Here is a 26,614-nt window from a genome sequence, read left to right on the forward strand (position 1 = left end):
TAACCGCTTGCAAACTTTTGTGTTTTTTACCCCGCTTGCAAGCGGTCAATTTTCTAGATTATTTTGCAGAAGCTGGAACGGTGACTTTCAAGCCTTTTTCCGCTGCTTCCTTATCCCATTGTGGTAATACTTCTTTCATGAATTTTTGTTTGTTAGCATTGGCCTTATCGATATCAATGCCAATCGCAAGTTGTGCCTTACGTTTGGTTGAGATATCTGGAATGGCAACAGGTTGCTCAACATTAAGTTTGGTTAAAACCACCGCTAGTTTACGGCGAGCATCAGCAGCCTTGTCTAAACCTGTGCTGAGAACGTGCAAGCCAATTTCAGGTGAGTGGGCGTGGACACCGTGAGAGGCGGCAACGTAGTCCCAACGCCATTGAGCGTGACGAATGTCTTTTAAGATGTCTTTCATCTGCTCTTCAGTCGCACCTGCATCCCAAGCGGCTTTAGCTTCAAAGTGGGCGTGAACAATTTGATCTTCTAAGCGGATCATGGTGTCAGCCGTATCTTTCTTACGTTTTTCAACGATACCTTGAAGTTTCTCTTTGCTTTGATCATGGCAGTTGGCACAGGTGTTTTCGAAATTGTCGAACGGATTGCCGATTTGGTGATCGGTAAAGACCTTGCCTTCTGGCGATTTGGTTTTGGCCATGTGACAGTCAATACAGGTTACGCCGTTTTTGCCGTGCATACCTTGTGACCAGATTTCAAAGTCAGGGTGTTGCGCCTTGAGCATTGGGGCCTTAGAAAGGCCGTGCACCCAGTCGGTAAACTCAATGGCATCATAATATTGCTCAATTGAGTCTGCATCCATACCCTTATCCCAAGGGAAGGTCACGTGGGTTTTTTCAGCAAAGTGGTATTCAACGTGGCAGTTGGCACAGATGGCGGCACGTTTGTCGTTAGTGTCGGAACGTTCAAAGTTCCAATCCACCTTGTCAAGCGCACGTAAAACGTGTGGACGAGCGATACGCAGGGCAGGTTTGCCTTGCTCGTAAAATTCCTTACTGGAGGTATCGTGACAGTCAGCACAACCAATAGCATTTACGATTTCGTTACCCCATTTGGCCCACTGCGCATTGAAATAACCATCTTCGCCCTTTTCAGAGATAAGACGGGCCACATCTGGGCCTTTACAGGTCCAGCAGGCAGCCGGTTGAGGGCCACTGTTTTCATCAGCCGGTGCACCGGTACGCAAAATGTTACGCACATCTTCCACCGCATAGTAGTGGCCACGAGGGTGGTTATATTCGCTGGAGAAAAGGTAGCCAGACCAAAGCACCACTAAGCGTGGATCTTCTTCCAAGGCATCGCCAATATGCTCGCTCTCCTTGGTGGCGGCCCAAGAATTGTATTGCAATGGGAAACGCTCTGCCCAGTCAATGTTATTCACATCTTTGGTGGTGATGTCGAATTTCACATCACGGTAGCCCGCAAAACGATTGGCCTTAAGCTCTTCTTTGGTTTGCGGATTTTTAATCACTTCTTTTAATGGTTCAGGTTTGGCTTGACCTTCGGCAAGTGCAGCACCGCTTGCTAAACCAAGAGCAAGGGTCAGGGCTGCGATAGGTTTGAAAAAAGATTTCACGATAATCCCCCCAACAAATGAAATAAAAATGACATCGGAAATAAAACTTTATGTAAAGCAGTGTAAACATACCAAAGATTAAGTAATAGAAAAGGTTTATCTACGCTTTTTTTGAATTTGATCAAATTATTTTTAATTTTGAAAATAAGAATAATTCTTATTGTTTAAGTGATTGAAAGATAAGCAGATTTTAATAACTCTAAAGAGGTATTAAATCTTAAAAAATAGGCCAATAAACACACATAACAAATATTTAACATATTTGTTTGTTTTTTATGAAAAATAATCAAAAAGAGGTATGTAAAAAAAGGAATAAAAAAGAAAGGATTTCATCATTGAGAACACACTCTCAATAAGCGGTTAAAAATAAGCGGAAATTTGCAAATTTTGAGCCAAAGAAACCGCTTGCTTGAGCTTGTGACTTCTCTCATGCTCAATTATACTCAACCAAGCATACCACACCGGAGGAACCCATGTTCAATAAAACACGACTCAGCCTTATACTTGGCGCAAGCCTGATACTCCCAAGCTGCACACTCATGCTTTGGGAGCGTGATAAGCCTTATTCAACCTATTATTCGACTCAGGTTGTGGCAGAAGATCAGATCCACTCTTTTGCTGTCGTCAAATCAGGCCACCAGCAAGCAGAACTGCCCGCAGGCAGCCTGATTATGATGTCCGGCCAACATTGGTTTGTGCTTGAACCTCAAGACTCGCAAGACCTGATCAAGATTCTCTCCGCCAAACTCAACAAGGCCTTTGATTTAACCTACTCCTGTAGCAGCGACACCCGCCTACAAGCCCTGCCAGTTACCCTTCATGATGCCAAATCCAATCAATTTACCAGTGATTTTTGCTTAAGCTACCAAACAAGCAAGGCCCAGGAAAAAGCGACACTCAAAAACCTCGGCTTTAAGCTGGAAAAAGACGGGCGTTATACCTATGAAGTGGCAGCCAAGGGCCGCTATTACGCCACGCCACAAGCCTTCAAGGCCGACTATAAATTTGAAACCCGTGTGCCTGTTAAGATTTCACTTAGCACAAGGACAACGAAGCTAGATGGCGACACGCTCGCCGAAAACCTCTTCTTAACCCCACTCACCCTTGCGACCGATCTTATCATCCTGCCCTTGGGTGCTGTAGGCGCCTTAGGTGGTTTGATTATAGATGGGATTTCAAAGTAAAAACCTAGCCTTCTCAATCACCCGTGGCAGTTTGTCACGGGTTTATTACACCCTCAACCTATCCACCACCAATCTAAACAGGGCCGAATTGCCCTTTCTGCTAGGGTAGTAGAGATAAAGCGGATCGTAGCTATAGGCAAACTTCTTAAGCACTTCCACCAGCTCGCCACTTGCCAGCTCATCTCGCACCGCCATTTCAGGCAGCCAGGCCAGGCCGAAACCGTCCAAGCAAGCCTGTTTGCGTAGGTTGTTATTGACCGAAAACTGCGGTTTAGGCTTATAAAGGGTTTTGCCGCCCTTGGTCTTAAATTCCCATTCGTCCTGGGAATGCTGGTTAGTCAGCCGCATTCCAATATGGCGATGGCTGTCCAAATCGTCCAAGGTTTTGGGTTCGCCGTGGGCAACCAGATAGGCTGGGCTGGCGACCAGAGCCATTCGGGTCGAATCGGAAATCTTGACCGCCACCATATCCTTCTGCACGGCATAGCCCAACCGAACGCCCATATCAAAGCCCTGCTCGACAATATCCACCCAGCGGTTTTCAATCATCAGCTCAATCTGCAAATGGGGATATTCCTGCATTAGGGGGGCGAGTTTGGGGTAGAGAATGAGATTGGCCGCCAGCTCACTGGTGTTGATTTTAAGCGAACCGCTAGGCGTGTCCCGCAGCTCGTCCAGCTGGCGAATGCCGTCTGAAATAGCATAAAAATGCGGCGCGACATCCGCCAACAATTTGGCCCCGGCATCGGTGGGCGAAATACTGCGGGTGGTACGATTGAGCAGGCGGAGATTGAGCTGGCGTTCTAGGCTGCGGACATTCTGGCTCAGTGCCGATGTGGTCACCCCCAGTTTTTCCGCTGCCTTGGTAAAACTGCCCGCCTGGACGATTTGGATAAAGAAATAGAGTTCGTTAAGGTTGGGGAGTGTATTCATCTGGCTTCCTACAAGCGGTTGGTTTTCTCTCTTTTTGCAAAATGCAAGGCACTTATTATAAAGCAATGCTTAATAAGTTGTTAAGCAAAACCCTATATATCTTCGCAAAAATACTCATTAAAATTACTCGTAAATCGTGAACGATTTACTCGCCTCTTCGGGGCCGCAGGCAAAGCCCACGTTCAAAAACCTTCGGTTTTTGTGCCCACACTTTCAACCAACAAACAACGGAAAACCTTATGCAATATGTAAACTTAGCCAACAATGTTCAAATGCCAATTCTCGGTTTTGGTGTTTTTCAAATATCGCCTGAAGAAACTGAACAGGCGGTGATTCACGCTATTCAGGCAGGCTATCGCCATATCGACACTGCCCAATCCTATATGAATGAAACCGAAATCGGGCGTGGGATTGCCAAGTCTGGCGTGGCAAGGGAAGAACTTTTTATTACGACCAAGGTTTGGATTTCTAACTATGAAGATGCCAAGGCATCGGTTGAGCGTTCGCTGGCTCGTATGGGCTTGGATTATTTGGATTTAGTCCTGCTCCACCAACCCTTCGGCGATACCTTCAAGGCCTGGAAGGATTTGGAAGAATTGCAAGCGGCAGGCAAGGTGCGAGCCATTGGCGTGAGCAACTTCTCGCCGTCCTTTGCGGTGGAATTGGGGGCGTTTCACAAGGTAATGCCGCAGGTCAATCAGATTGAAGTCAATCCCTTCTTCCAACGCCCTGAAGAGATCGCCAAATTGCAGGCTCAAGGCATTGCCGTGCAGGCTTGGGCCCCCTTTGCGGAAGGCAAAAACGAGATTTTCAGCAACTCTGTTTTGGTGGAAATCGGTAAAAAATATGGCAAATCCGTGGCACAGGTGATTGTGCGTTGGTTGGTGGAACAAAATATCACCGTGCTGGCAAAATCGGTCAAACCTGAACGTATGGCGGAGAATATCAATGTATTCGATTTCGCCCTAAGCGATGAAGACAAGGCACAAATCGCTACGCTGGACTTGGGCAAGACCATCATTTTCGACCATAGCGATCCTGAAATTGTGAAGTTTTTGGCAGGGTATAAAGTAAACGCATAACCGTAGGGTGGGCATCCTTGCCCACCGTTAAATTAAATCGTAATTGGTGGGCAAGGATGCCCACCCTACATAAGGAAAAAACAATGAACAACTCACGCAGAAATCTCTTAAAAGCAGGCGGTTTGACCGCCTTAGGTTTGGGCTTAAACGCTGTTGCTTTTGCAAAAACATCTTCAAATCCAACCGCTCTTTCAACCGAAAATCACACAAAATTACCAAGCCAACGTCAGCTGGGTAAATTGACCATTTCATCACTGGGCTTGGGCTGTCAGGGCTTTGGGCAGAATATGTATGGCGTGGCAGAGCCGAGTAAGGAACAGTCCATTAAGATTATTCGCCAAGCCTTTGACCACGGCATTACCTTCTTCGACACCGCTGAAGCCTACGGGCCCTTCAAAAGCGAACGGGTGGTGGGTGAAGCCATCAAGCCCTTCCGCAAACAGATTACCTTAGCCACCAAATTCGGCTGGGACATCGACCAGCAAACAGGGCAACGCACGGGCAAGGTAAACAGCAAGCCTGAGCATATCAAGCGAGTGGTGGACAATATGCTGACCCGCCTGCAAACCGACTATATCGACCTGCTCTACCAACACCGAGCCGATCCTGACGTGCCAGTAGAAGATGTGGTTGGCACAGTGCAAGAGCTGATTAAAGCAGGCAAGGTGCGGGGCTACGGCTTATGCGAAGTCAGCCCAGCCACCATTCGCAAGGCCCACGCCATCGAACCGATGACCGCAGTGCAGAGCGAATACTCCCTGCTCTTCCGTGGACGTGAAAAAGATGTTTTGCCTGTGTGTAAGGAATTGGGGATCGGCTTTGTGCCTTGGTCGCCACTGGGAATGGGCGTGCTGGGTGGTTATGTCTCTGCCAACCAAAACTTCGGCGACAACCCAGCAATGGACTTGCGTGGCATTCTGCCGAGATTTGAGTCCGCCAACTGGCAACACAATTTCGCCCTTATTGAGCTGATTCGCAAGTGGTCTTTCGCCAAACTCTGCACCCCAGCCCAGCTTTCTCTGGCTTGGCTACAGGCTCAAGGCGACTTTATCGTGCCAATTCCAGGCACGACCAAAAGTAATCACCTAATGGACAATCTCGGTGCCGACGGCGTAAGTTTCACCGCTGATGAGCTGGCTCAATTTACCCGTGAGTTGGATCAGATCCAGATTCAAGGCGACAGATTACCTGAGGCGATTTTGAAGTTTTCGGAAGTGAGATAGGAAGACAAGCGGGGCAAATCTGCAAAAATCTTGCAAATTTGCCCCGCTTGTAAGAGGAAGACTATAAAGCCTTATCCCCCCGAGCCAAACTAATCACCCCCGAACGGACAATCTCCACAATCTGGGTTTCGGCCGTCACCGCTTCAATAAAGGCGTTGAGCTTTTCGCTGGTGCCTGTTAATTGAATGGTATAGAGCTTGGGCGTGATGTCCACGATTTGGCCACGGAAAATATCGGCCATGCGTTTGAGTTCATCCCGGGCGGTGCCGGTGGCTCGCACCTTGAGCAGCAGGACTTCCCGCTCTACGTGTTCCACATAGCTGAGGTTTGTGACCTTGAAGATATCGATCAGCTTGTGCAGTTGCTTTTCAATCTGCTCCAGTACCTTTTCATCGCCCTGGGCCACAATGGTCATGCGGGACAGACTTGGGTCGTCGGTTGGGGCAACGGTTAAACTTTCAATGTTAAAGCCACGTTGAGAGAACAAACCCACCACACGAGACAAGGCCCCTGATTCGTTCTCTAATAATACTGATAATGTTCTACGCATCTGTTCGCTCCGTTTTACTTAACATCATATCTTTCATGGATTCGCCCCGAATTTGCATTGGGTAAACGTGTTCGGTTTCGTCCACCGTCACATCAACAAAGACCAGTTTGTCCTTGATGGCAAAGGCCTGTTTGAGTTTATCCTCTAGCTCCTCTGGCTTGCTGATTTGAATGCCCACATGGCCATAAGCCTCTGCCAATTTGACAAAATCAGGCAGGGAGTCCATATAGGAATGGGAGTGGCGGCCGGCATAAATAATGTCTTGCCACTGTTTCACCATGCCCAAGAAGCGGTTGTTGAGGTTGATGATCACCACCGGCGTGTCGTACTGTTTGGCAGTGGAGAGTTCTTGAATATTCATCTGAATACTGCCGTCGCCTGTTACGCAAACCACCGTAGCCTCTGGGTGGGCAAATTTCACCCCAAGAGCCGCCGGCAGGCCAAAGCCCATGGTGCCAAGGCCGCCTGAGTTGATCCAGCGGCGAGGCTGGTCAAATGGATAATGCAGGGCAGCAAACATCTGGTGTTGGCCCACATCAGAAGCCACATAGGCCTGGCCTTGGGTAATTTCGTAAACCTTACGAATCACCTCTTGTGGCTTGATCACGTCGGTTTGGGTGTAGGCCAGGCAGTTGCGAGCCTTCCAAGTGTCAATTTGTTGCCACCAAGCGGTTAAATCGGCCTGATTTTTTGCAAGATTTTCTTCTTCCAAGAGGGAGAGGAACTCGCCCAAAACGTTCTCGGCACTGCCCACAATCGGGATATAGGCCGGCACGGTTTTGGAGATGGAAGCGGGGTCAATATCAATATGAATTACTTTCGCATTCGGACAATATTTGGCCAGATTATTTGTGGTGCGATCATCAAAACGCACCCCAATACCTAAAATCAAATCACTTTCGTGCATGGCATTATTGGCCTCATAGGTGCCGTGCATGCCCAGCATGCCTAGGAACTGTTTATCCGTACTTGGGTAAGCCCCCAAGCCCATAAGAGACGAAGTTACAGGCAAGTTGAGCTTTTGGGCAAATTCGGTAGCCTTTTCTGCCGCATTACTAAGCACAACCCCACCGCCTAGATAAAGCACCGGTTTTTTGGCGACTAAGACCGCCTTAAGGGCCTTCTTAATTTGGCCCTTGTGCCCTTCCACGGTTGGGTTGTAGGAACGTAGCGACACCGATTTCGGGTATTCATAAACATATTTATTGGCAGGATTGACCACATCTTTTGGCAAGTCAATCACCACCGGGCCTGGGCGACCGGTTGAGGCAATGTAGAAGGCTTTTTTGATGATGGCCGGCAGATCTTCCGCCCGTTTGACCAAGAAGCTGTGCTTAACCACAGGGCGAGAAATGCCGATCATATCGCACTCTTGGAAGGCATCCGAACCAATTAAAGAGGACGGCACTTGGCCTGAAAAGACCACGAGAGGAATGGAGTCCGAATAGGCGGTGGCAATGCCGGTAATGGCATTGGTTGCCCCCGGGCCTGAAGTCACCAGCACGCAGCCTACTTTACCTGTTGAGCGAGCATAGCCGTCTGCCATGTGAACAGCGGCCTGTTCGTGACGGACTAAAACGTGCTTAATGCCGCCTAGGGTATGAATGGCATCATAAACATCAAGTACTGAACCACCTGGGTAGCCGAAAACGTATTCCACGCCTTCATCACGCAGGGATTGCACCACAATTTCCGCACCTGAAAATTTCTTCATTGAATCCTCCACAAGGAATAAACTGTAAAAGTAAAAACTTTGCAGATTTTGCAATGAAATCCACCGCTTGTCTAGGGGGTAAAAGCAGATTTCAAGCGGTCAAAAAAGACTTAAATTTCACAAAAATCAAATTTATTAGCATAAAATAAAACAAAAACCTTTAAAAACTCAAATTAAAAGGCTTTTGTCAGGATTTTATAAAACAGAGCAAGATTAAATTTTGTTTGTATTTTGTGAGCCAGATCACATATTTCGGAGAAAGGGCATAAAAAAAGCCGACCGAAGTCAGCTTTTTAAAGGAAGGATGTGATTATTTCTTGACTGGAGCAAGCTCACAGTGTTTGGCTACGATGGTGTCTGCTTGGTCACCTTTAAGGGTGTACATTACAGGTACAACCTTAGCCACAGTGCTTGGTGTGATGTTTTCTGATAAGGTCCAAACATTTTTGCTGTCGCTAAATTGCACGCCATCTAAGTAAGCGCTATCAACAGTTAAGTTGGTGGCAAGCACTTTGCCATCTAAGATAACGGTTGCAAGCTGTGGCTTCTCGCCATTAAAGGTATAAGCGGCTTGTACATTTGCTTTTTTACCGCTTGCCGTACATACATAAGAGATAGTTTGAGTGCTGGTGCCCATCATGGCATCTTTTACTGTTTCGACACCGCTTGACACTGCGCTACCTGTTGCTTTTGCACCATCCACTACAGCGCCTCCCGCTGCTTTGGCGCCATCAACGACTGCACCGCCTGCCGTTTTCGCACCATCAACAACAGCAGAACCTGCGCTTTTCATACCATCTACCATGGCAGTGCCTGCATCAGAAGCAGTTGAACAGGCACCTAACATAAGGGCAGCGGCAATGGTTGAAACAAGTGCTAATTTTTTCATAAGACATTCTCCATTATTAAATTAAGTCTTTGTACTTATTATGTACATAGGCTTAGAAAGGCAAATGGCAAGAAAGTTCAAAAAAATTTTAAAAATGTAGCAAATACCTATAATAAAGCGGCCACTTCGTCACTGATTTGGCCATTGTGATAGACATTTTGCACATCATCACAATCTTCTAGCATCTCAATCAAACGCAGGAGTTTCGGGGCATTTTCGGCATCCAAGTCCACGGTTGTTGATGGGATCATGGTCACTTCCGCTTCTTGAATTTTGAAGCCAGCCTGTTCAATGCCATCCCGTACATCACCCAAGTCTTCCCAAGCGGTGTAGATTTCAAATGAACCATCTTCTTGTGGCTGAATATCATCCGCTCCCGCTTCAATGGCTGCTTCGGTTAAGGCATCTTCATCCGCTTCCGCAATCAGGATCAGGCCTTTTTTGCTAAAGAGATAGCCGACCGAGCCTTCTGTGCCGAGGTTGCCGCCACACTTAGTGAAACTTGGGCGAACCTGGGAAATGGTACGGTTGGCGTTATCGCTCAAGCATTCCACCATGACCGCTGTGCCGCCTGGGCCATAGCCTTCGTAAATTTTGGTTTCCATATTGGTGTCATCGCCACCGCCCACGCCTCGTTCAATAGCACGGTTGATGGTGTCCCGTGTCATATTGTTGGAAAGGGCCTTGTCCACGGCCGAACGTAGACGAGGGTTAGAGGCCACATCGCCCCCGCCCAATTTGGCGGCGGTAACCAATTCACGAATTAATTTTGTAAAAATCTTGCCACGTTGGGCGTCTTGTGCTGCCTTGCGGTGCTTAATGTTAGCCCACTTACTATGACCTGCCATCTTAATTTCCTCTTTTATTAAATGGTTAGATATTGTTGAATAATTGCTGCATTACTGGGTGATTTGGTCGAGGCCATGGCCTCTTGCGGGCTGACCCACTTAAAGGCCAAATGCTCACTTATTTGGGGCGAAATTTCCGCCTCCAAGGCCAATAAAAACCAGTGTTCAGTGCCGTGTGTAATATGCGGTGCGTATTTATAGCGGAATTGCGGGAAAATCTCAAATTTTACCGAGGTTTGGCAATCATACAAGCATAAATTTTGAGCAACAATATCAATCCCCGTTTCCTCCCGCACCTCTCTCAAAGCCGTTTGCTCAGGCCTTTCGCCTGTCTCAATCGTGCCGGTGATCGATTGCCAAAAATCAGGATCATCTCGGCGTTGCAGCATCAAAACCCGCCCTGTATTTTGGGCATAAAGGGCAATTAAAACGGATTGGTTGTTTTTGTATTTCATCATTTGCAAATTTCCTGTGTTTTTGAGCCGCTTGCTTATCAAGCACTTCTAAAAAAAACCTCATAAGGATAACGATCAAATAAGCCACTCTCTATTGAATTAACCAATTCAATAAATTTTCCCTTATTACTATCTGAAATCTCATGCTTATCTAAATATAAATCTAGCTGCTTATATAAATCTGCCAGCACCACAAATTCATCAAACCTGATCTTCATATCTTGAAAATCATTGATATGCTGATATTCTCCCAAACCATGATCATAAAATAAAACTTGTTTCGATCCTTTATGGATAAACCACTCATCCCCCTGCCCGCTCCTGCCCATTATCCATACCTTTTCAGCAATATTGGGATAATGCTTGTGTAAATAGGCATTTTCCTTAAGGGCATTTTCATAATCAAAAATCAGAATATCTGGGGTAAATTCCACCTCTACCCTCTCTCGAAGATAGGCCTGATAAATATCATCTTCTAACGAAATTTCAGCATTGTGATGAACAAATTTTCTTATAGACGGAATAGCCTGCATAATTTCGCTATAGGCATTTATTTTAAACATCTCTTTTCTGAATCCTATTTATCATTTGAATAAAGCAAGCGTAGAGTGGCTACGGTAATATTTTAATTAAATTTATTAATCTTCCCAAGGATCATATCTAAAACCGTTGCTAATCTCAGTAAATTTAATTCTAGTAATATTTAGCGATTGACATAATTTTTTGAACTTTTCTGTGCAAACATCCTTTTTCAATTCAGCACATACAAAAAAATCGGGTAAATTACCATCATCTTTCACATAAAATTCCTCTATCAAATCATAGCATACTTCATTAGGAAAATATGTTTCGTAAAGATATTCTTTTTCATTGTTTGGGCTTTTACAAACTGTATATTTGGAAACTGCCTTATCTAAAAGAAAAAACCTACCACACAATAATAAAAAATAATATTTTTTCTCAGGATGTTTGTTTTTAGATAAAAATATTTCAAGTGGAACGGCTCTATAATTCACTTTACAGGCATTTAAGACTTTTAGAAAATTTTCAGAAACATAGTTATGCCCAGAATAGTCAAAATTAATAGATTTTTCATCAATCTTCAAAGAGTAAGTAGATGTGATATTGTAATGTTCGGGATTTGGATCGTCAAAATCCCACTCGTGTTCACCTGTCCAAATACCATCTTTTAGAAACTTTCCACCAGTGAAAGTTGGGCAACCTTGACAAATATCATCATAGTCAATAAAGTACAACTTTTGTTTCATATTAATCTTCCAGTACAGGGATCTGTTTTAAATATACCATTTTTCAAACTGTTTCTTGTCTTGCATTGTCTTGGAGCTCTTTTATTCCAAGTGCAAGCTGCAAAGCTGATAATTTTCTATGTTTTTTGTTTAGAAAAATATCAATGGATTATGTTGGGTTTCCAACCCACCCTAGGCTGAACCCTATTGTTCATCAGGATAAAGCTGATTAATTTTCCAATAGAGTGCCCCCAAACCAGAGGCTAATTGTTTCTGATATTTTTTCCGATCTTTCTGCTCAACAAGGCCTAAATTTTCATCCAATAAATAGAGGCTACTGCCAACCAATCTTAAAGTCAGCTCCTGTTCTTCTTTGGTTACAGGCTGATTACCAATTACTGCCCAAACACCCTCTCTTAATAAATGATTTCCTGTGTAAAAGATGGTATCCGAAAAAGCAATATCCGATACATCCTCGGGAATTTTCTCAAAGGTCTTTTGGGATAAAACAATGCCAATCATGCGTTTGGTGATTTTTGACATAAAAATCACCTTACCCAAACGGTGTTTTTGGTGCAAAAACAAGGTTTCTTCACCCAAAACGACATCTGAAAGGGGGAATATATCACCTGCTTTAAAATTCTTTCTTGCTCTACTCATTCATATATCTCCCGCTTAATGCTCTCTCTCCAAACACCTTATTATCATCAGAAACGATAAAATCCTTTAGAAAATACGGCAAGAAATCATCAATTAAAATATGATGAATGCCATCAATAGAATGGCCTTTTTCTACCCTGTGTTTTAGTAAAAATAAGATCTCAATCGGAAAATACTCCGCCATATTGCCATTAAACTCTAGTAGATAATTGCCTTTTGAATGATCCAATCGGTATTGACACAACTCATCAATAAGTTCTTGCAATAATGCCATATCGTCAGTTTCGATATTATCAATAATTTTTTGATACAAGGGGGTAATATTGGCCATAATATGAGCACAAACAGGCTTGCCCTTATTGTCTTCCACATTGCTTAAATCAAAAGACCATGTTTTATTTTGTTGCACTTGAGTATAAAAATGGTAGGCCAAGGGCAAAATCGTTTTTTCACCAAAAAATGAACCGATACCATCTTCATCACGATTAAATTCCTCGTGATTTTTATAATAGGCCAGCACATCCATCATTTCGCTTTGAATATAATGATCACAATACATCATGGCAAAAAACAGGCTCAATGTCCTATCCGTATCGAAACCGTTATTCAGGCTTTCTTTATAATTTTTTTGCGCAATAAAATAAATAACCTTCAAAAAATAAGCATTTAATAATTTGTTATAGGTTTCTTGGCTTGGAGTTTTTATAAACTGGGAAATCAAATCATATTGATACGACAAGCAGGATTCAAGCATACCATATTGATTATAGGTATCGGTATAATCATTGCCCCTATCTTCCCAAGCCACATTCAAGGTTGGGATATTATTTAACAAAGCCTCTCGGCATTGATGGAAGATGGGTATATCAATACCGTTGCCTTCCAAACCAACGGCGGATTTAACTATCTCATTTTTAACTTGTGAAAGTTTACGCTTATTTTTTTGTTCCAGTGTTAAAGGCATTTACGCCTCCATTCATTTAAAGATTAATAATAGCCCCAAGAAAAATAATCCTGATTTTTCAGTTCAGGTGTATGCTTGTTTATAGCGAGCTGCGGTAATTTTGTGCAACAATCTGATAAACACGGCTATAAGCTACAAAAATATAATGCTCAAATCCGTATAGTTGTTTTTCCTGAATGTATTCAGAATCGGCAATACGCATCATATTTGCCCTTATCCGTTCATCTAATCCGCTTAATTCAATATTGGCACATTCAAACATTTGAACATTTTGAAAACATAACTCAAAAGGCAGCACCGTACCGATTTCATCTGGCCGAATACATTCTGCATAAACTGTACCTTTAAATAGCAACTCATTGCTTTTATTCAAATGTAAAACCGTCTGTACCAATATTGCCTCACGATCGTATATGCGGCTGAAAACATGATCAGTTTCCATAAATTTCATTGCAATTCCTCTACGCTTTTTTATAATCGTGGTTAGTTTTACATTTCATTTTGGATATAAAAAAATCCCAAACAGCATCAAATTGCTCACCTGAAATAAAAAAGGTTTTACTCTCATCATCAAAAATAATAGATTCATTAATATCATCAAGATTGATTTGATCGCCAGACCTAAATGTATTATATTGAAAATCATCACAAGCTAGCCCAAACGAAAAATCTTGATATATTTCTATTTGCCTTTTTATTACTCCACTTTCATCAATCTCATAATAAAAAAACACACCAATATCATCTTCATGTGATTCCATATATTATGAACATAAAGCATTTAAAACCTTCTATCTTTTATATCTCATGGTTCACTATTGAGCCAGCTCAGGGTGCTTTAATAACCCAACCCACACCTGCTTTTAAGGTTTTACCAAGGGCTTTCCAATCGAATTAAAATACCAATAGGGTAAATCTTCTTCGCTAAAATTTTTCGGATAACTTTCATAAAAATCATAAGGCTTTTCACGGGCATCATAGTCCAGCCCCAAGCCCAGCTGGATAAGATATTCAATGCCCTCATGAGCATATATGCCCATATCCCCCAAAAATAAAATATTGGGAATATCAGGGGTATGGACATCATACCGAAGATCAAAAAGCATCTTTCCCCACCTGTCATAAAGAAAACCGCTGTGGTTCATTCTATATGTATCCAATATGGGTATGCTGGAAAGATCGATATGGTCGATCACATTGAAATAACCCATCGTCCAAGCTCTTTGGTTAATATTGGTCGGCGGGGCTAGCAAGTCACCTTTTTGGATGGTTTCAATCAGGGTTTCAGGGGAAAAATCGCTTGGCTGCTGGGCAGCATAATTGGGCAGGACAACAATAAAAGCAATGCCAACATAATCATATTCTGCTTTTGTAATAAAGACCAAGCCAAAATAGACCTTGTTATTTATCCGATAATAAAAGACATTGCCTGCCTTTAATTTAGGCCGTGTTTTTCTAATAAATTCCAGTTTGTTTGCTGTCATATTACCCCCTTAATTAAAGATTTTGCCTTATTCCCCCAAACTCTTCTAGGAGCTTGGCCGTAAAGAGCCTTAATTCCTCGGTCATAAGGAGGAAATCCGCATCAAATCGCTGGGCCTTGTCTTCCTTGAGAATATCGTCATTCTTCTCCCGCACCTCATCGGCGAACTTGAGGCGGCTAAGGGTGCCATCTTCATTGAGCAGGCAAGAAAAGTGGCTCTCCCAGTCGATTGCAAGTTTTGTGATAAATTTACCCGCTTGAAAGTGGCTTTCCATCTCCTGGCTTTCCAAATCTTGACGCTTGCAACGAATCAGGCTGTCCGTATCAAAGGATTTCAGCTCGGCCTCTTCCAGCAAGTTGAGCCAGGCTGGGGTATGGCCCCGGGCCACCCAGTTGGTCATCACCTCACGGGGTTCTAGCACAAAGGAAAGCGGAACCACGGGCAAAGAACCCAAGGTCTTACGCAAGAGGGCTAAGGTATCCTCTGCCCGCTTACTTGAAGCGGCATCCACATAAATCAGCTGGTTTTCTAAGTCTAACCAGAGGGCGGTAAATTGGTGCTTGCTAAAGGCTCGAGGCAGGAGCATGGCCACCACATCATCTTTAATGGCCTGTTTTTCGGTCTTTTTGAGCTTGCGTTGCTCCTTGGCCTCTAGGCTCTCAATCCGAGACTCGGCCTCAGCCTTAACCACATTGCTGGGCAGGAGCTTTTCCTCCTTATGGGAAACCAAAAACATATTCTGCCCCTGGGCAAAATGCAGGAGATCAGAACCTGCAAGCGGGGCCGACCAGCCAAATTTTTGCAAATCCCCCGCCTGGCAGGGGCTAAAACGGGTGGCCTGTAACTGCTCTTCTAGGCTCTTGCTATCTAGCTTTAATTGGCTAGTTAGGCGGTAAATCATAATATTGCGAAACCAATTCATATCTCTTCCTTTTATCTTAAATAGCGGGATTTTACCTGAATCAACCCAATAAAAATAGCAAGGACGAAAGCTTAATTTTTCGATCTGGATCGAAAAATCTATTTTTGTCGATTTTTTTCTTTTTATGAAAAGGCAGAATGATCCAGACCCTGAAAAATGAGGTAGTATATGCAGATTGTTTTTGATCCTAATAAATCGCAACGTAATGAAATCTTACGCAATTTGCCCTTTGATTTGATGAGACAATTTGATTGGCAAACGGCTGTAATCTGGCAAGATACTCGTATCAATTATCCTGAACCTCGCTTTATTGCCTTAGGACTTATTGGGGAGCGTGTCTATGCGGCCTGCTTTACCCCTACACCACAAGGCACTCGTATTATCAGCTTTCGTAAGGCCAACAAAAGGGAGATTAAAAAGTATGAAAACCAACGCCACACCATTATTTAATGAATTTGACGATCTGCGTCCTTTGACGGATGAAGAACTGGCCCAATTTCGCCCCCTTAAGGAAGTTATGCCTCCTGAATTTGTTGAGATGGTGCTTAAACATCAGGCGGAGCAAGAAAGCCAGGCCAAACAACGCATTTCGCTTAATCTCTCTAAGGAGGTTATTGCAGGCTTTCAGGCCATGGGAGCAGGCTGGCAAAACAAGATCGATCAGGTCTTAAATCAATATTTACAAACCCGTTAAAATGGCTTCCTCCAAGCATTTGGAGGAAGTCGCTTTTTATAAGGAGACCCCATGCAAAACAAAACCCTAGCCTTTATCGGCGCTGGCAATATGGCCTTTGCCATTATTTCAGGCCTGATTAAAGAGGGCTACCCTGCCCAACAAATTATAGCCTGTAACAAGAGCAACCAGGCCCGGCGTGAAGAATTGGCTCAACTGGATGTGCAAACCCAGTTTAGCAAACATGAGGCGGTCGAAAGGGCGGATGTGGTTATCTTGGCTGTCAAGCCACAGATGATGGCAGAGGTGTGTGGGGAATTTGCTGACCTAGACTTCTCGGCCAAGTGGGTGATTTCGGTCGCGGCCGGCATTTCAGTTAATCGGCTGGAAAGCCTCTTGCCTAGTGCAAAAAATATCATTCGCACCATGCCTAATACGCCTTCCTTAATTGGGGCAGGCCTTACAGGCTTATTTGCAAAAAAATCGGTTTCTCAAGCCGCTTGCGACTTCGCCAGCCAGCTCCTCAATGCCGTGGGCCAAACCTACTGGGTTCAAGAAGAAGCCCAACTCAACCATATTATTGCCGTGACGGGTTCCAGCCCGGCCTACTTCTTCCGCTTTATGGAGGCCATGCAGGCCTCAGCCGTCAAGCTAGGTTTTAGTGAAACCGATGCTCGCTTTTTAGTCCAGTCCGTTGCCTTGGGGGCAGCCAAATTGGTGGAGGCCCAGCCTGATACCCCGCTTTCCACGCTTAGGGAAAATGTCACCTCCAAGGGAGGCACCACCGCCCAGGCCTTGCAGGTTTTTGATGAGCATAATTTAATGGGGCTTGTTGATGAAGCCATGCAGGCAGCCATTCGCCGGGCCGAGGAAATGGAAAAATCCCTATGATCAAGCTCTCCCCCTCCAGTGGTCATCCCTAAGTTTTTTCGGCTTCTTCTGTGCCTATGGGGTGCTTTTGCCCTTCCTGCCCCTCTGGCTCAAGGACAGCGGCTACGCCACCGAAACCATCGGGCTTCTGGCCTCCCTGGGCTTTGTTTTCCGCTTCTTGGGTGGCATTGCCTGCTCCCAACGGATTAAAGGCCCCAACCAACTGATCCCAACCATTCGGGTCTTAGCCTGGGTCAGCCTGGCTATTACGCTCATCATGGCCTGGGCCGTCCAATCCCTCTGGTGGCTATTGCCGGCCTTTGCCCTCTTTCACATGGTTAATGGCGGTTCCATGCCCATCAACGAAACCATCGCCTCCACCTGGCAGAAGCAAGTGGGTATGGACTACGGCCGCTCCCGCCTCTTTGGATCGCTGGCCTTTGTGGTGGGGTCAATTAGCACGGGCTATCTGGTCGGCTGGCTGGGGGAAAACTCCATCATCTTTATTATGGCCGGCTGGTTGCTCTTTTTAAGCCTGAGCCAAATGCTGGCACCCACCACCTATTTTGCAGAAAACGAGCAAAAAGAAACCGCTTGTAAGGTGTCTTACTGGGATTTGCTCAAGGATAAAACTACCCTACGCATGATGATTGCCATCTCGCTTATCCAAGCCTCCCACGCCGCCTACTACACCTACAGCACCCTCCACTGGCAGGCCAACGGCATTTCGCCCCAAACCGCCAGCCTGCTCTGGGGCCTAGCCGTGACCTCTGAAATCGTCCTCTTTTTTGTGGCCAATCGGGTCTTTAAGAACTGGTCAATTTACGGCCTTATGCTGACCTCTGCCCTGGCCTGCATCCTGCGTTGGAGCCTCTTGGCCAGCCAAACCGAGGTGGCCATCTTAGCCCTGGAACAGGCCATGCACGCGCTTACCTTTGCCATCGGCCATGTCGCCATGATCCGCTACATCTCCACCCAAGACACCCAAAAGATCGCCAAGCTCCAAGCCCTCTACTTCGCCCTAGCCAGCTGCGGCCTCATGGCCATTTTCACCTTGATTGCAGGCTTCATCTACGCCCATTCAGCATCAGCAAGTTTTTGGCTCATGGCCCTGATTGTAATACCAGCGATTTTTATTGTGCCTAAGAGGTTTGTAACACAGATTCAGGAGCAAAAATGAGAAAACCCACCCATCCAGGCATCATTTTATTTGATGGTTTTATTGAACCGCATAATATTCAAATCACAGCACTTGCCAATCATTTGGGCTTTTCTAGAGAAACCATTTCTCGGCTTGTGCACGGTAAAGCGCCTATGACAGCTAATATTGCCCTAGCCTTAGAAGATGCTGGCATTAGCACAGCCAAGCTGTGGTTAAGCCTACAATCAGCCTATGATGTATGGGAACTCAAACAAAACCGCAAAAGCACTATTTTGCCTTTCGACTTTGGCCATACTGCTTTGGCTTAAATTTTTTATCATCTCTAGAAGTTGTTGATAATTCAAAATAGAACAAGGCCTTATTAGTGAAGAAAGATGAAAGTTAAGCTCCAATGAGCTACTCCCCTCTTTAGCAAAGAGGGGCAGGGGGAGATTTGGCAGAAGTGGAAACGGAAGAGAGAGAATAAATAGCACTCTTACTACATATTGGCTCATAATTTATGAGCAAAAAAGATACTGCCAAATCTCCCCTAACCCCTCTTTGCTAAAGAGGGGGATCGCATGGTACAACCTGATAACATCCTTTACATCATAACCCAAGGACATCGTTTACATTCTTTGCCGTAAAATCGCACCAAACATCTTATCTTTGGTGAAGAAAATGGCTTGGAAACAAACGAATCCTATGGAACAAAAAACGTTATTTATCAAGGCTTGGTTGTCCCAACGCTTTACAAAATCCGACCTGTGTGAACAGTTCGGAATCAGTCGTCCAACAGCCAATAAATGGATTGAACGCTTTAAACAAGGCGGCTTTCCTGGTTTGCAAGAGCTATCCAGAAAGCCACATTATTCGCCCAATGCCACGCCACAATGGATTGTTGAGTGGCTGGTCAGTGAGCGACGCAAACGCCCCGATTGGGGGGCAAAAAAGCTGCTTGACCTGTTTGAGCAACGCTTTCCTGAAGCCAAGAAACCGGCTGATAGCACAGGCGATTTAATCTTGGCTCGAGCAGGACTGGTCAAGCCCCGCAAGGTTCGCCGTCACACGCCAGCAGACAGCTTGCCCTTTGCCGAATGTGACGCCCCTAATACAACCTGGTGCGTGGATTTCAAGGGGCAATTCCAGCTAGGTGACCAGAAATGGTGCTACCCGCTAACGGTGAGCGACCAGTTTTGCCGTTACTTATTGCTTTGTCAGGCCCTGCCCAATACCTTGGGTGACCCTGTAAAAGCCCAGTTTGAACGACTTTTTTACGAGTTCGGGCTGCCTTGGAATATTCGTAGCGACAATGGCTCGCCCTTTGCCTCAACTGCCCTGGGTGGCTTAAGCAAGCTGGCCAAATGGTGGATTGACCTGGGCATTCGGCCCGAGCGTATTCGCCCCGCCCACCCCGAACAAAATGGGCATCATGAGCGAATGCACCGTAGCCTCAAGGCTTGTTTACTCAAGCGTGAGGCCATTGCAGGGAATCTTGCAGACCAACAGGCCATGTTCGATGCTTTTGTGCACGAATATAACCATGAGCGTAGCCACGAAAGCCTGCTTGATGATGACAAAAAACGTCAGACGCCAGCAAGTCTTTATCAGCCCTCAAGTCGTATTTATACCGGCAAGATTGAAGACTATGACTACGGTCAAGGTGTTGAACTTCGTCGAGTTAAACCCAGTGGCGAACTCTGTTGGCAAGGTGAAATTTACTACCTGAGCCAAATTTTAAAGCAAGAAACCGTTGCTTTTGTGCCTTACGCCGATGGTATTTGGCACATTTATTACCGTTTTCATTTTCTGGGTCAAATGGATGACCGAGAGAAGAAAATTACTCCAGCAAGTAGCTGGCATATTAACCATACAATGTAAACGATGTCCTTAGAGAAAAATGTAAAGGATGTTTATGTTGTACACATCTCCGGGCCATATAAGATCACGGCATATAGGACAAAATAGTTGGTCTTTTTGCACTTTATGCCTCTATAGGACAAAAAAGTTGGTAAAGATTATTTTAACAGATCCTTACCAACTCTTTTTGTTCAAAAAGTCCTGTATAAACAAGATCTTATGCTTTCTTGTTAAACCGCTGTGCGGACGTAATTTGTCTTTTAGTTCCTTAAATAAACCTTCAATCCTATTTGTTGTCTTTTCAATATTTAATTCAGGATATTTCTCATAAGTAAAAATATATTCATAATAACGCTTAATACTCGCAGCAGCACTTCTTACACTTCGATGTTTATAAGGGTATTTCCCTTTTTCATTTGGTTTATCTGACCGTTCACTTAAAAACTCCTGGTGTTTTCTCTTCCATTCATATATTTTTAAATAAAATTCATTTTTAGAGCTGGTTTTAAGCGTCTTAATAATACTTTTTAATTCTCTTCCTGCATGTGATTGATGTTTCTTTCTCAATGCCCTCATTACGATTGCTACAAGATGAAACTGACACATCTGTGTTGGTGTATTGAACAAATCTTTTAAGAGGCCTCTACGCCCATCACAGGTAACTGATTGAATAATATAATTTCTTTCCCTTAAACGGTTCATGGCCTTCTTGTAATAGATATCTTTTTCTGTTTTGACTATTTGGTGATAAACCACCTTTTTTGTAGAGCTATCAATAAACACCATTACACCAAAATCTCGGTGAAAGAATGTTGTATCAATAATTAAGTTCAAGTATGTATTTTGAGGTTTATTTAAGGAGGATTTAGGGTGCTTCTCTAAATATCTTCGAATAGTTCGAGAAGAGCAAGAATATTTTTCTGCTAACTGTACTTGTGTTTGTTTTCCAGATGAATAATCAAGCCAAATTTTTTCAGGATCTAATTTATTCTTAAAGGTAAATGTTTTATTACAGCTAAGACATTTGTAACGCTGTACATTATTTTGTTTGCCATACTTCTGGATCGGGGAATGTTGGCAGAAAGGACAGTTTTTTGTGCATATTTCAAAAAGAGGGCTTAAAGCCTTGTACTATAAGGCTTTAAGCCACTTTTTACCAACTATTTTGTCCTATATGCCAAGATCACGACAACCGCAAATTTTATCAACACTATCTACATAAGCCAAATGCCCAAGCTCTCACTTGGGCATTTGCCTATTTACGGTACTTATTATGCTGTTTCACCGCTTTTCGGATCTGATGAATATTGGTGCGGCGGCGGTTTTTGGTGACATCCACCTTGGTTTCGGTTTCAGGCTTGAGGCCGACCAGCTCCCGCAGGTAATTGACCTGCTCTAGCGGCATTTCCTCCCAGCCGCCCCGTGGCAGGCCCTTATCTAGCTTGATGTTTCCGTAACGGATACGAATTAAACGGCTGACCTGAATATTCTGCGACTCCCACAGGCGGCGGACTTCACGATTACGGCCCTCGGTTAGGGTGACATCAAACCATTGGTTGAGGCCTGTGCCGCCTACAGTTTTGATCTGCTTGAAGTTGGCTGGGCCGTCTTCTAGCTGCACGCCCTTACGCAGGCGTTGAAGCATGGCTTCATCCACCTCCCCGAACACCCGCACAGAATATTCCCGCTCCACCTCACGGCTTGGGTGCATCAAACGATTGGCTAATTCCCCGTCTGTCGTGAAAAGCAGCAGGCCTGATGTGTTAATGTCCAAACGGCCGACTGCAATCCAGCGGGCGCCCGTTAAACGAGGCAGGCGGTCAAAAACGGTGGCTCGGCCTTCAGGGTCGGATCGGGTGCAAAGTTCGCCCTCTGGCTTGTAGTACATGAGCACCCGGCAGATTTCCTTTTGGGCTGGGATGAGGTTGATGAGTTCGCCATCTATCCGAATCTTGGTGCTGGAGCTGACCAAGACACGGTCGCCCAGGCTGGCAATCTTACCATCCACACTAACCCGCCCTTGGCTGATGATCTCCTCCAACTCACGGCGAGAGCCTCGGCCTGCTCGGGCCAGGACTTTCTGGAGCTTTTCGCCCACAACCTTGGCGGGCTTATCGGCCTGTTCGCTGCTTAAAGCGGTCGGTTTTGGGGCTTTTTTTGCAAGGGGCTTGGCGGTTTGGCTTGGGCCTTTTTGCAAGTTTTTTAGGTTTTCAGACCGCTTGTTGGCCGTCTGTTTGGTTTGAAATGTTTTCATTAAGCTTCCTTTGTCGCTTTCACAAGCGTCTAATAAAGATAGCGCCAGCGTCCACGCTGGTGCTTATAAAAGGCACCAGCGTGGACGCTGGCGCCATCAATTTGTTAGTTAAATGGACTTGGATCACCCGATCCCACCCGAATAATCTCGGGGCTGTCGCCAGTCAAGTCAATCACTGTGGTTGGGCTTTGACCCAAGTAGCCACCGTGAATAACCAAATCCACTTGATGGGCCAGCACATCATGGATTTCATCTGGATCTGATTGGGTAATCTCTTCATTAGGCAACATAAGCGAGCAGGATAAAATCGGCTCGCCCAAGGCCGCCAAGAGAGCCAAGGCAATGGCATTATCTGGCACCCGCAAGCCAATGGTTTTACGCTTGGTCATGAGGCGGCGGGGCACGTCCTTGGTGGCCGGCAAAATAAAGGTGTAGGCAGCAGGCACATTATTTTTAATCAGGCGGTAGGCCTGGTTATTGACCAAGGCATAGGTGGACAGCTCGGACAAGTCGCTGCAAACCAGGGTAAAATTGTGATTTTCAGGCAGTTTGCGGATGGCCACAATCCTGTCCATGGCCTGTTTCTCGCCGATGGCACAGCCCAGGGCATAGCCCGAGTCGGTTGGATAGACAATCACGCCACCCTGTTTGATGATATCCACCGCCTGCTTGATCAGGCGGGGTTGAGGGTTTTCTGGGTGAATATAAAATAATTGGCTCATAATGCCACCTTGACGTTGCTAGAATGAGCCAATTATACGCCCTTTCGGCTCAAAAAACTATTTCTTCCAGCCCTTGAGGGCATCGGCAAAGGCATTATTGCCGAAGTTTTGTGATTTGCGATCTGGTTTGGCAAAAGGCTTGCGGTTTTGACCGCTTGCATCCCGCTCCCGCCGCTCGGCTGGCTTGTCGTCTAAACGCATGGTGAGCGCAATCCGCTTGCGGGCTACATCCACTTCCAGCACTTTCACTTTCACCACATCGCCCGCCTTGACCACCTGGTGCGGATCTTCCACAAAGCGATCGGAGAGCATGGAAATATGCACCAGACCGTCTTGGTGAACCCCAATATCCACAAAGGCGCCGAAGTTAGCCACGTTGGTCACTGTGCCCTCTAGGATCATGCCAGCCTTGAGGTCGGAAATCTCCTCCACCCCCTCCATAAAGACAGCGGTTTTGAATTCGCCCCGTGGGTCACGGCCTGGCTTTTCCAATTCCTTGAAGATGTCGGTTACGGTTGGCAGGCCGAAGCGCTCGTCCACAAAGTCCTTGGCTTGCAGTTGGTGGATTTTTGAGCCATTGCCCATCAGCTCTTTGAGGCTTAAGGTCGTAGCCTGGAGGATTTTTTCCACCACTGGATAAGCCTCTGGGTGGACGCTGGAGGCATCAAGCGGGTTCTTGCCGTCTAAAATTCGCATAAAGCCGGCACACTGCTCAAAGGCCTTTGGCCCTAGGCGTGGCACTTTTTTCAGGTCGGCACGGGCGGCAAAGCGGCCGTTTTCATCCCGATAGGCCACGATATTTTGGGCCAGGGTCTTGCTCATGCCGGCCACCCGAGCCAAGAGCGGGGCCGAGGCCGTGTTCAGATCCACACCCACCGCATTTACGCAGTCTTCGACCACCGCATCTAATTTTCGAGCCAGTTGGGATTGATTAACATCATGCTGGTACTGCCCTACCCCAATGGCCTTGGGTTCGATCTTAACCAGTTCGGCCAGCGGATCTTGCAGGCGGCGGGCAATGGAGACCGCCCCACGAAGCGATACATCTAAATTCGGGAACTCATTGGCCGCCAGTTCCGAGGCTGAATAGACAGAAGCCCCTGCCTCGCTGACCACCACAGTTTGCGGTTTCTTGTCCTTGATTTCTTTGAGGACTTCCTTGGCAAAACGCTCGGTTTCCCGGGAGGCCGTGCCGTTGCCAATGGCAACCAACTCCACCTGATGTGTCTTGATAAGCTTATAAAGGGTGACTTGGGCTTCGGCTTCACGGCCGGTATGTGGGTAGATGGTAGCTGTGTCTAAAAGCTTACCGGTGTTATCCACCACGGCCACTTTTACCCCCGTCCGCAGGCCTGGGTCCAGGCCCATGGTGTTTTTGGCCCCTGCTGGAGCAGCCATCAAGAGGGCGGATAGGTTGCGGGCGAAGACATCAATGGCTTCTTCTTCGGCCTTATCCCGTAAAGCCCCCATAAGTTCGGTTTCCAAGTGCAGGGAGGCCTTGATCTTCCAAGTCCAGCTAATCACCTGGGCCCGCCAACTGTCGGCGGGTTGATTGTTGAGGAAAATGCCCAGGTGCTCACGGATAATCTCCTCACAATGGCTGGTACGGCTACCCTCCTCCGCCTCTGGATCGGCATTAAGGGAAAGGGATAAAATCCCCTCGTTGCGGCCACGGAACATGGCCAGGGCCCGATGAGAAGGCACGGTTTTGAGCGGCTCGCTGTGGGCAAAATAATCACGGAACTTCTCGCCCTCTTCCTCCTTGCCCTCAATCACCTTGGATTCCAAAGTGGCGTAAGCGGTTAAATATTGGCGTAATTTTGCAAGTAGCTCGGCATCTTCGGCAAAGCGTTCCATGAGGATATAACGGGCGCCATCCAAAGCAGCCTTGGTGTCCGCCACGCCTTTTTCGGCATCCACATAAGTAGCGGCTAGGCTTTCAGGGGTATTTGACGGCTCATTCCAAAGGGCCTCTGCCAGCGGTTCTAGGCCCGCTTCAAGCGCAATCTGGCCCCGGGTGCGGCGTTTAGGTTTATAGGGGAGATAAAGATCTTCCAGTTCAGTCTTGCTTTGGGTTTGCTCAATTTTAGCCTTGAGCTCGTCAGTCAGCTTGCCCTGTTCTTCAATGGATTTGAGAATGGTCTGGCGGCGGTCGTCTAGCTCCCGCAGGTAAATGAGACGGCTTTCAAAATGGCGGAGTTGGGTATCGTCTAGGCCACCGGTCACTTCCTTACGGTAGCGGGCGATAAAGGGAATGGTGTTGCCCTCATCCAAAAGGCCGATGGCAGCTAGGATTTGGTGGCTGCCGACATTTAGCTCGGCGGCAATAAGTTGGCTGATTTGTTGGTTTAGTTGTGACATTTTACTTCCTATATCAAGGATGGCGCCAGCCTCCAGGCTGGTGCCTTAAATACGTTGTGGCACAAGCGTGGACACTTGCGCCATCATTGTTCCGAAAAAATCTTACTTATTCATCAAAGAAAAACGCAAAAACTCGACAAAATGGTCGGCCCAGTGCATTTCGTGGTGGATTTCATTGGCCATAATCTTGAGCCGAATATGATCCAGCGGGTGGCCCATGCGTAGGAGGGCCTGATAGTAGTGCAGGGTGCAGTCGATATAGGCCTGGTTCATATTGGAGATGAACTTGGAGTCAATATCATCCCCCTCATTGGTACCGACCTGGATAAAGACCTTGCTGGCCGGATTAAGGCGGTGCTGGTGCATAAAGGCTAGAAAGGCCGGCTCGCTAAACCAAGAAGCCAGGGAAAAGACCCCCAAATGGCCAAAGACCTGCGGGTAGGCCGCCCCCATATAGGCGGTGATGATCCCGCCCATGGAACTGCCAGCCAAGAGGGTATGCTCCCGTTCAGGCTTGGTACGGTAGTGGTGGTCGATAAAGGGCTTAACGGTTTCCACCACCCACTTGCCGTATTCCATGCCCAATCCACCCGCCTGGGCAAATTCTGTGCCAGCACCTGTGCTGGTCTTCCATGGGCCGTATTCGTCTAGGCGTTTTTCGGCCGCATTATCAATGCCGACAATGATGATCTTGGGGAATTCCTTGTGGTGCTTGATGGTGGGGATGATCTTCCAAGAATAGCCCGAATAGGATTCCTTGCTGTAAAAGATATTTTGGCCATCGTGCATATAAAGCACCGGGTAATTTTGCCAGTTTTCGGTGTAATAATCCTTGGGCAGGAGGACACGCACACGGCGGTTTTGGTTGAAATAGGGCACATAAAGGAAGTGTTCTTCCATTTTGAGGTAGTAGTAATTATTCATAGTTTTCTCTTAAAATCTTTTAATAATTTGGTAAAATTTGCGGTTGTCGTGATCTTTAGTGAC

General features: G+C 46.0%; 27 protein-coding genes and 2 pseudogenes. 9 read left to right on the top strand and 20 right to left on the bottom strand.

Translation table 11 applies throughout. The features are described 5' to 3' along the window. Positions 1 to 58: 58 nt before the first annotated feature. Positions 59 to 1,432, bottom strand: a pseudogene (locus A4G20_07955) (nitrite reductase (cytochrome; ammonia-forming) c552 subunit). Positions 1,433 to 2,064: 632 nt separating this feature from the next. Between A4G20_07955 and A4G20_07960 the strand changes: the two are divergent. Continuing rightward, a complete protein-coding gene (locus A4G20_07960) occupies positions 2,065 to 2,775 on the top strand; it encodes a hypothetical protein (GenBank protein QIW16271.1) in 711 nt (236 codons plus the stop codon). 45 nt (positions 2,776 to 2,820) lie between these two features. On the opposite strand, the gene A4G20_07965 is transcribed toward A4G20_07960, so the two are convergent. After that, positions 2,821 to 3,708, bottom strand: a complete 888-nt coding sequence (locus A4G20_07965) for a LysR family transcriptional regulator (GenBank protein QIW16272.1) — start codon at positions 3,706 to 3,708, stop codon at positions 2,821 to 2,823. A gap of 239 nt (positions 3,709 to 3,947) precedes the next feature. On the opposite strand from A4G20_07965, the gene A4G20_07970 reads away from it, so the two are divergent. Beyond that, a complete protein-coding gene (locus A4G20_07970; protein QIW16273.1) occupies positions 3,948 to 4,790 on the top strand; it encodes a 2,5-diketo-D-gluconic acid reductase in 843 nt (280 codons plus the stop codon). Positions 4,791 to 4,873: 83 nt separating this feature from the next. Continuing rightward, positions 4,874 to 6,013, top strand: a complete 1,140-nt coding sequence (locus A4G20_07975) for an aldo/keto reductase (protein QIW16274.1) — start codon at positions 4,874 to 4,876, stop codon at positions 6,011 to 6,013. Positions 6,014 to 6,074: 61 nt separating this feature from the next. Here A4G20_07975 and A4G20_07980 read toward each other — a convergent pair whose 3' ends face one another. The 13 genes from A4G20_07980 to A4G20_08040 form a co-directional block, all read right to left on the bottom strand. Continuing rightward, on the bottom strand, positions 6,075 to 6,563 hold the full coding sequence (locus A4G20_07980; GenBank protein QIW16275.1) for an acetolactate synthase small subunit: 489 nt from the start codon (positions 6,561 to 6,563) through the stop codon (positions 6,075 to 6,077). After that, complete coding sequence (locus A4G20_07985; GenBank protein QIW16276.1) at positions 6,556 to 8,277, bottom strand: acetolactate synthase, large subunit, biosynthetic type; 1,722 nt, start codon at positions 8,275 to 8,277, stop codon at positions 6,556 to 6,558. The genes A4G20_07980 and A4G20_07985 overlap by 8 nt, the downstream gene beginning before the upstream one ends. A 310-nt stretch (positions 8,278 to 8,587) precedes the next feature. Then, a complete protein-coding gene (locus A4G20_07990; GenBank protein ID QIW16277.1) occupies positions 8,588 to 9,166 on the bottom strand; it encodes a hypothetical protein in 579 nt (192 codons plus the stop codon). A gap of 107 nt (positions 9,167 to 9,273) precedes the next feature. Next, a complete protein-coding gene (locus A4G20_07995) occupies positions 9,274 to 10,014 on the bottom strand; it encodes a hypothetical protein (GenBank protein ID QIW16278.1) in 741 nt (246 codons plus the stop codon). A gap of 17 nt (positions 10,015 to 10,031) precedes the next feature. Continuing rightward, entirely contained in the window at positions 10,032 to 10,469 is a 438-nt protein-coding gene (locus tag A4G20_08000; GenBank protein QIW16882.1) for a dihydroneopterin triphosphate diphosphatase, read from the bottom strand. 38 nt (positions 10,470 to 10,507) lie between these two features. Further along, positions 10,508 to 11,032: a hypothetical protein gene (locus tag A4G20_08005; GenBank protein ID QIW16279.1), complete on the bottom strand. Its 525-nt coding sequence runs from the start codon at positions 11,030 to 11,032 to the stop codon at positions 10,508 to 10,510. 75 nt (positions 11,033 to 11,107) lie between these two features. Beyond that, complete coding sequence (locus A4G20_08010; protein ID QIW16280.1) at positions 11,108 to 11,737, bottom strand: hypothetical protein; 630 nt, start codon at positions 11,735 to 11,737, stop codon at positions 11,108 to 11,110. Positions 11,738 to 11,920: 183 nt separating this feature from the next. After that, complete coding sequence (locus A4G20_08015) at positions 11,921 to 12,376, bottom strand: hypothetical protein (protein QIW16281.1); 456 nt, start codon at positions 12,374 to 12,376, stop codon at positions 11,921 to 11,923. After that, positions 12,369 to 13,340: a hypothetical protein gene (locus A4G20_08020; protein ID QIW16282.1), complete on the bottom strand. Its 972-nt coding sequence runs from the start codon at positions 13,338 to 13,340 to the stop codon at positions 12,369 to 12,371. Before A4G20_08020 ends, A4G20_08015 begins: the two co-directional genes overlap by 8 nt. A gap of 79 nt (positions 13,341 to 13,419) precedes the next feature. After that, entirely contained in the window at positions 13,420 to 13,791 is a 372-nt protein-coding gene (locus A4G20_08025; protein QIW16283.1) for a hypothetical protein, read from the bottom strand. Positions 13,792 to 13,801: 10 nt separating this feature from the next. Next, entirely contained in the window at positions 13,802 to 14,101 is a 300-nt protein-coding gene (locus A4G20_08030; GenBank protein QIW16284.1) for a hypothetical protein, read from the bottom strand. A gap of 102 nt (positions 14,102 to 14,203) precedes the next feature. Continuing rightward, on the bottom strand, positions 14,204 to 14,824 hold the full coding sequence (locus A4G20_08035; protein QIW16285.1) for a hypothetical protein: 621 nt from the start codon (positions 14,822 to 14,824) through the stop codon (positions 14,204 to 14,206). Positions 14,825 to 14,837: 13 nt separating this feature from the next. Then, entirely contained in the window at positions 14,838 to 15,746 is a 909-nt protein-coding gene (locus tag A4G20_08040) for a recombination-associated protein RdgC (GenBank protein QIW16286.1), read from the bottom strand. Positions 15,747 to 15,914: 168 nt separating this feature from the next. Between A4G20_08040 and A4G20_08045 the strand changes: the two genes are divergently transcribed. From A4G20_08045 to A4G20_08070, 6 genes and pseudogenes are all read left to right on the top strand, one after another. After that, on the top strand, positions 15,915 to 16,196 hold the full coding sequence (locus tag A4G20_08045; GenBank protein ID QIW16287.1) for a hypothetical protein: 282 nt from the start codon (positions 15,915 to 15,917) through the stop codon (positions 16,194 to 16,196). Beyond that, positions 16,168 to 16,440, top strand: a complete 273-nt coding sequence (locus A4G20_08050) for a hypothetical protein (GenBank protein ID QIW16288.1) — start codon at positions 16,168 to 16,170, stop codon at positions 16,438 to 16,440. Before A4G20_08045 ends, A4G20_08050 begins: the two co-directional genes overlap by 29 nt. A 51-nt stretch (positions 16,441 to 16,491) precedes the next feature. Then, the gene (locus A4G20_08055) at positions 16,492 to 17,310 is read left to right on the top strand and encodes a pyrroline-5-carboxylate reductase (GenBank protein ID QIW16289.1); all 819 of its coding nucleotides are present in this window, start codon (positions 16,492 to 16,494) and stop codon (positions 17,308 to 17,310) included. A 10-nt stretch (positions 17,311 to 17,320) separates the two neighbouring features. Further along, positions 17,321 to 18,469: pseudogene (locus A4G20_08060) on the top strand (3-phenylpropionic acid transporter). After that, on the top strand, positions 18,466 to 18,759 hold the full coding sequence (locus A4G20_08065; GenBank protein QIW16290.1) for an addiction module antidote protein, HigA family: 294 nt from the start codon (positions 18,466 to 18,468) through the stop codon (positions 18,757 to 18,759). The pseudogene A4G20_08060 and the gene A4G20_08065 overlap by 4 nt, the downstream one beginning before the upstream one ends. 352 nt (positions 18,760 to 19,111) lie before the next feature. After that, positions 19,112 to 20,311, top strand: coding sequence for an integrase (locus A4G20_08070; protein QIW16291.1), 1,200 nt, complete (start codon positions 19,112 to 19,114; stop codon positions 20,309 to 20,311). A 153-nt stretch (positions 20,312 to 20,464) separates the two neighbouring features. Here the strand turns inward: A4G20_08070 and A4G20_08075 are convergent, their stop codons facing one another. From A4G20_08075 to A4G20_08095, 5 genes are all read right to left on the bottom strand, one after another. Continuing rightward, positions 20,465 to 21,076 (bottom strand): transposase, encoded by a 612-nt coding sequence (locus A4G20_08075; GenBank protein QIW16292.1) that lies wholly within the window; start codon positions 21,074 to 21,076, stop codon positions 20,465 to 20,467. 469 nt (positions 21,077 to 21,545) lie between these two features. Beyond that, a complete protein-coding gene (locus tag A4G20_08080; protein ID QIW16883.1) occupies positions 21,546 to 22,388 on the bottom strand; it encodes a 23S rRNA pseudouridylate synthase in 843 nt (280 codons plus the stop codon). A 260-nt stretch (positions 22,389 to 22,648) separates the two neighbouring features. Further along, positions 22,649 to 23,266, bottom strand: coding sequence for a threonylcarbamoyl-AMP synthase (locus tag A4G20_08085; protein ID QIW16293.1), 618 nt, complete (start codon positions 23,264 to 23,266; stop codon positions 22,649 to 22,651). 57 nt (positions 23,267 to 23,323) lie between these two features. Next, positions 23,324 to 25,627 carry an RNA-binding transcriptional accessory protein gene (locus A4G20_08090; GenBank protein QIW16294.1) on the bottom strand — a complete coding sequence of 768 codons (2,304 nt, stop codon included), beginning with the start codon at positions 25,625 to 25,627 and terminating at the stop codon, positions 23,324 to 23,326. 102 nt (positions 25,628 to 25,729) lie between these two features. Then, entirely contained in the window at positions 25,730 to 26,551 is an 822-nt protein-coding gene (locus A4G20_08095) for an esterase (GenBank protein ID QIW16295.1), read from the bottom strand. Positions 26,552 to 26,614 lie beyond the last annotated feature (63 nt).

Source organism: Pasteurellaceae bacterium RH1A (genome assembly GCA_012221805.1).
Taxonomy (GTDB): Bacteria; Pseudomonadota; Gammaproteobacteria; order Enterobacterales; family Pasteurellaceae; genus RH1A.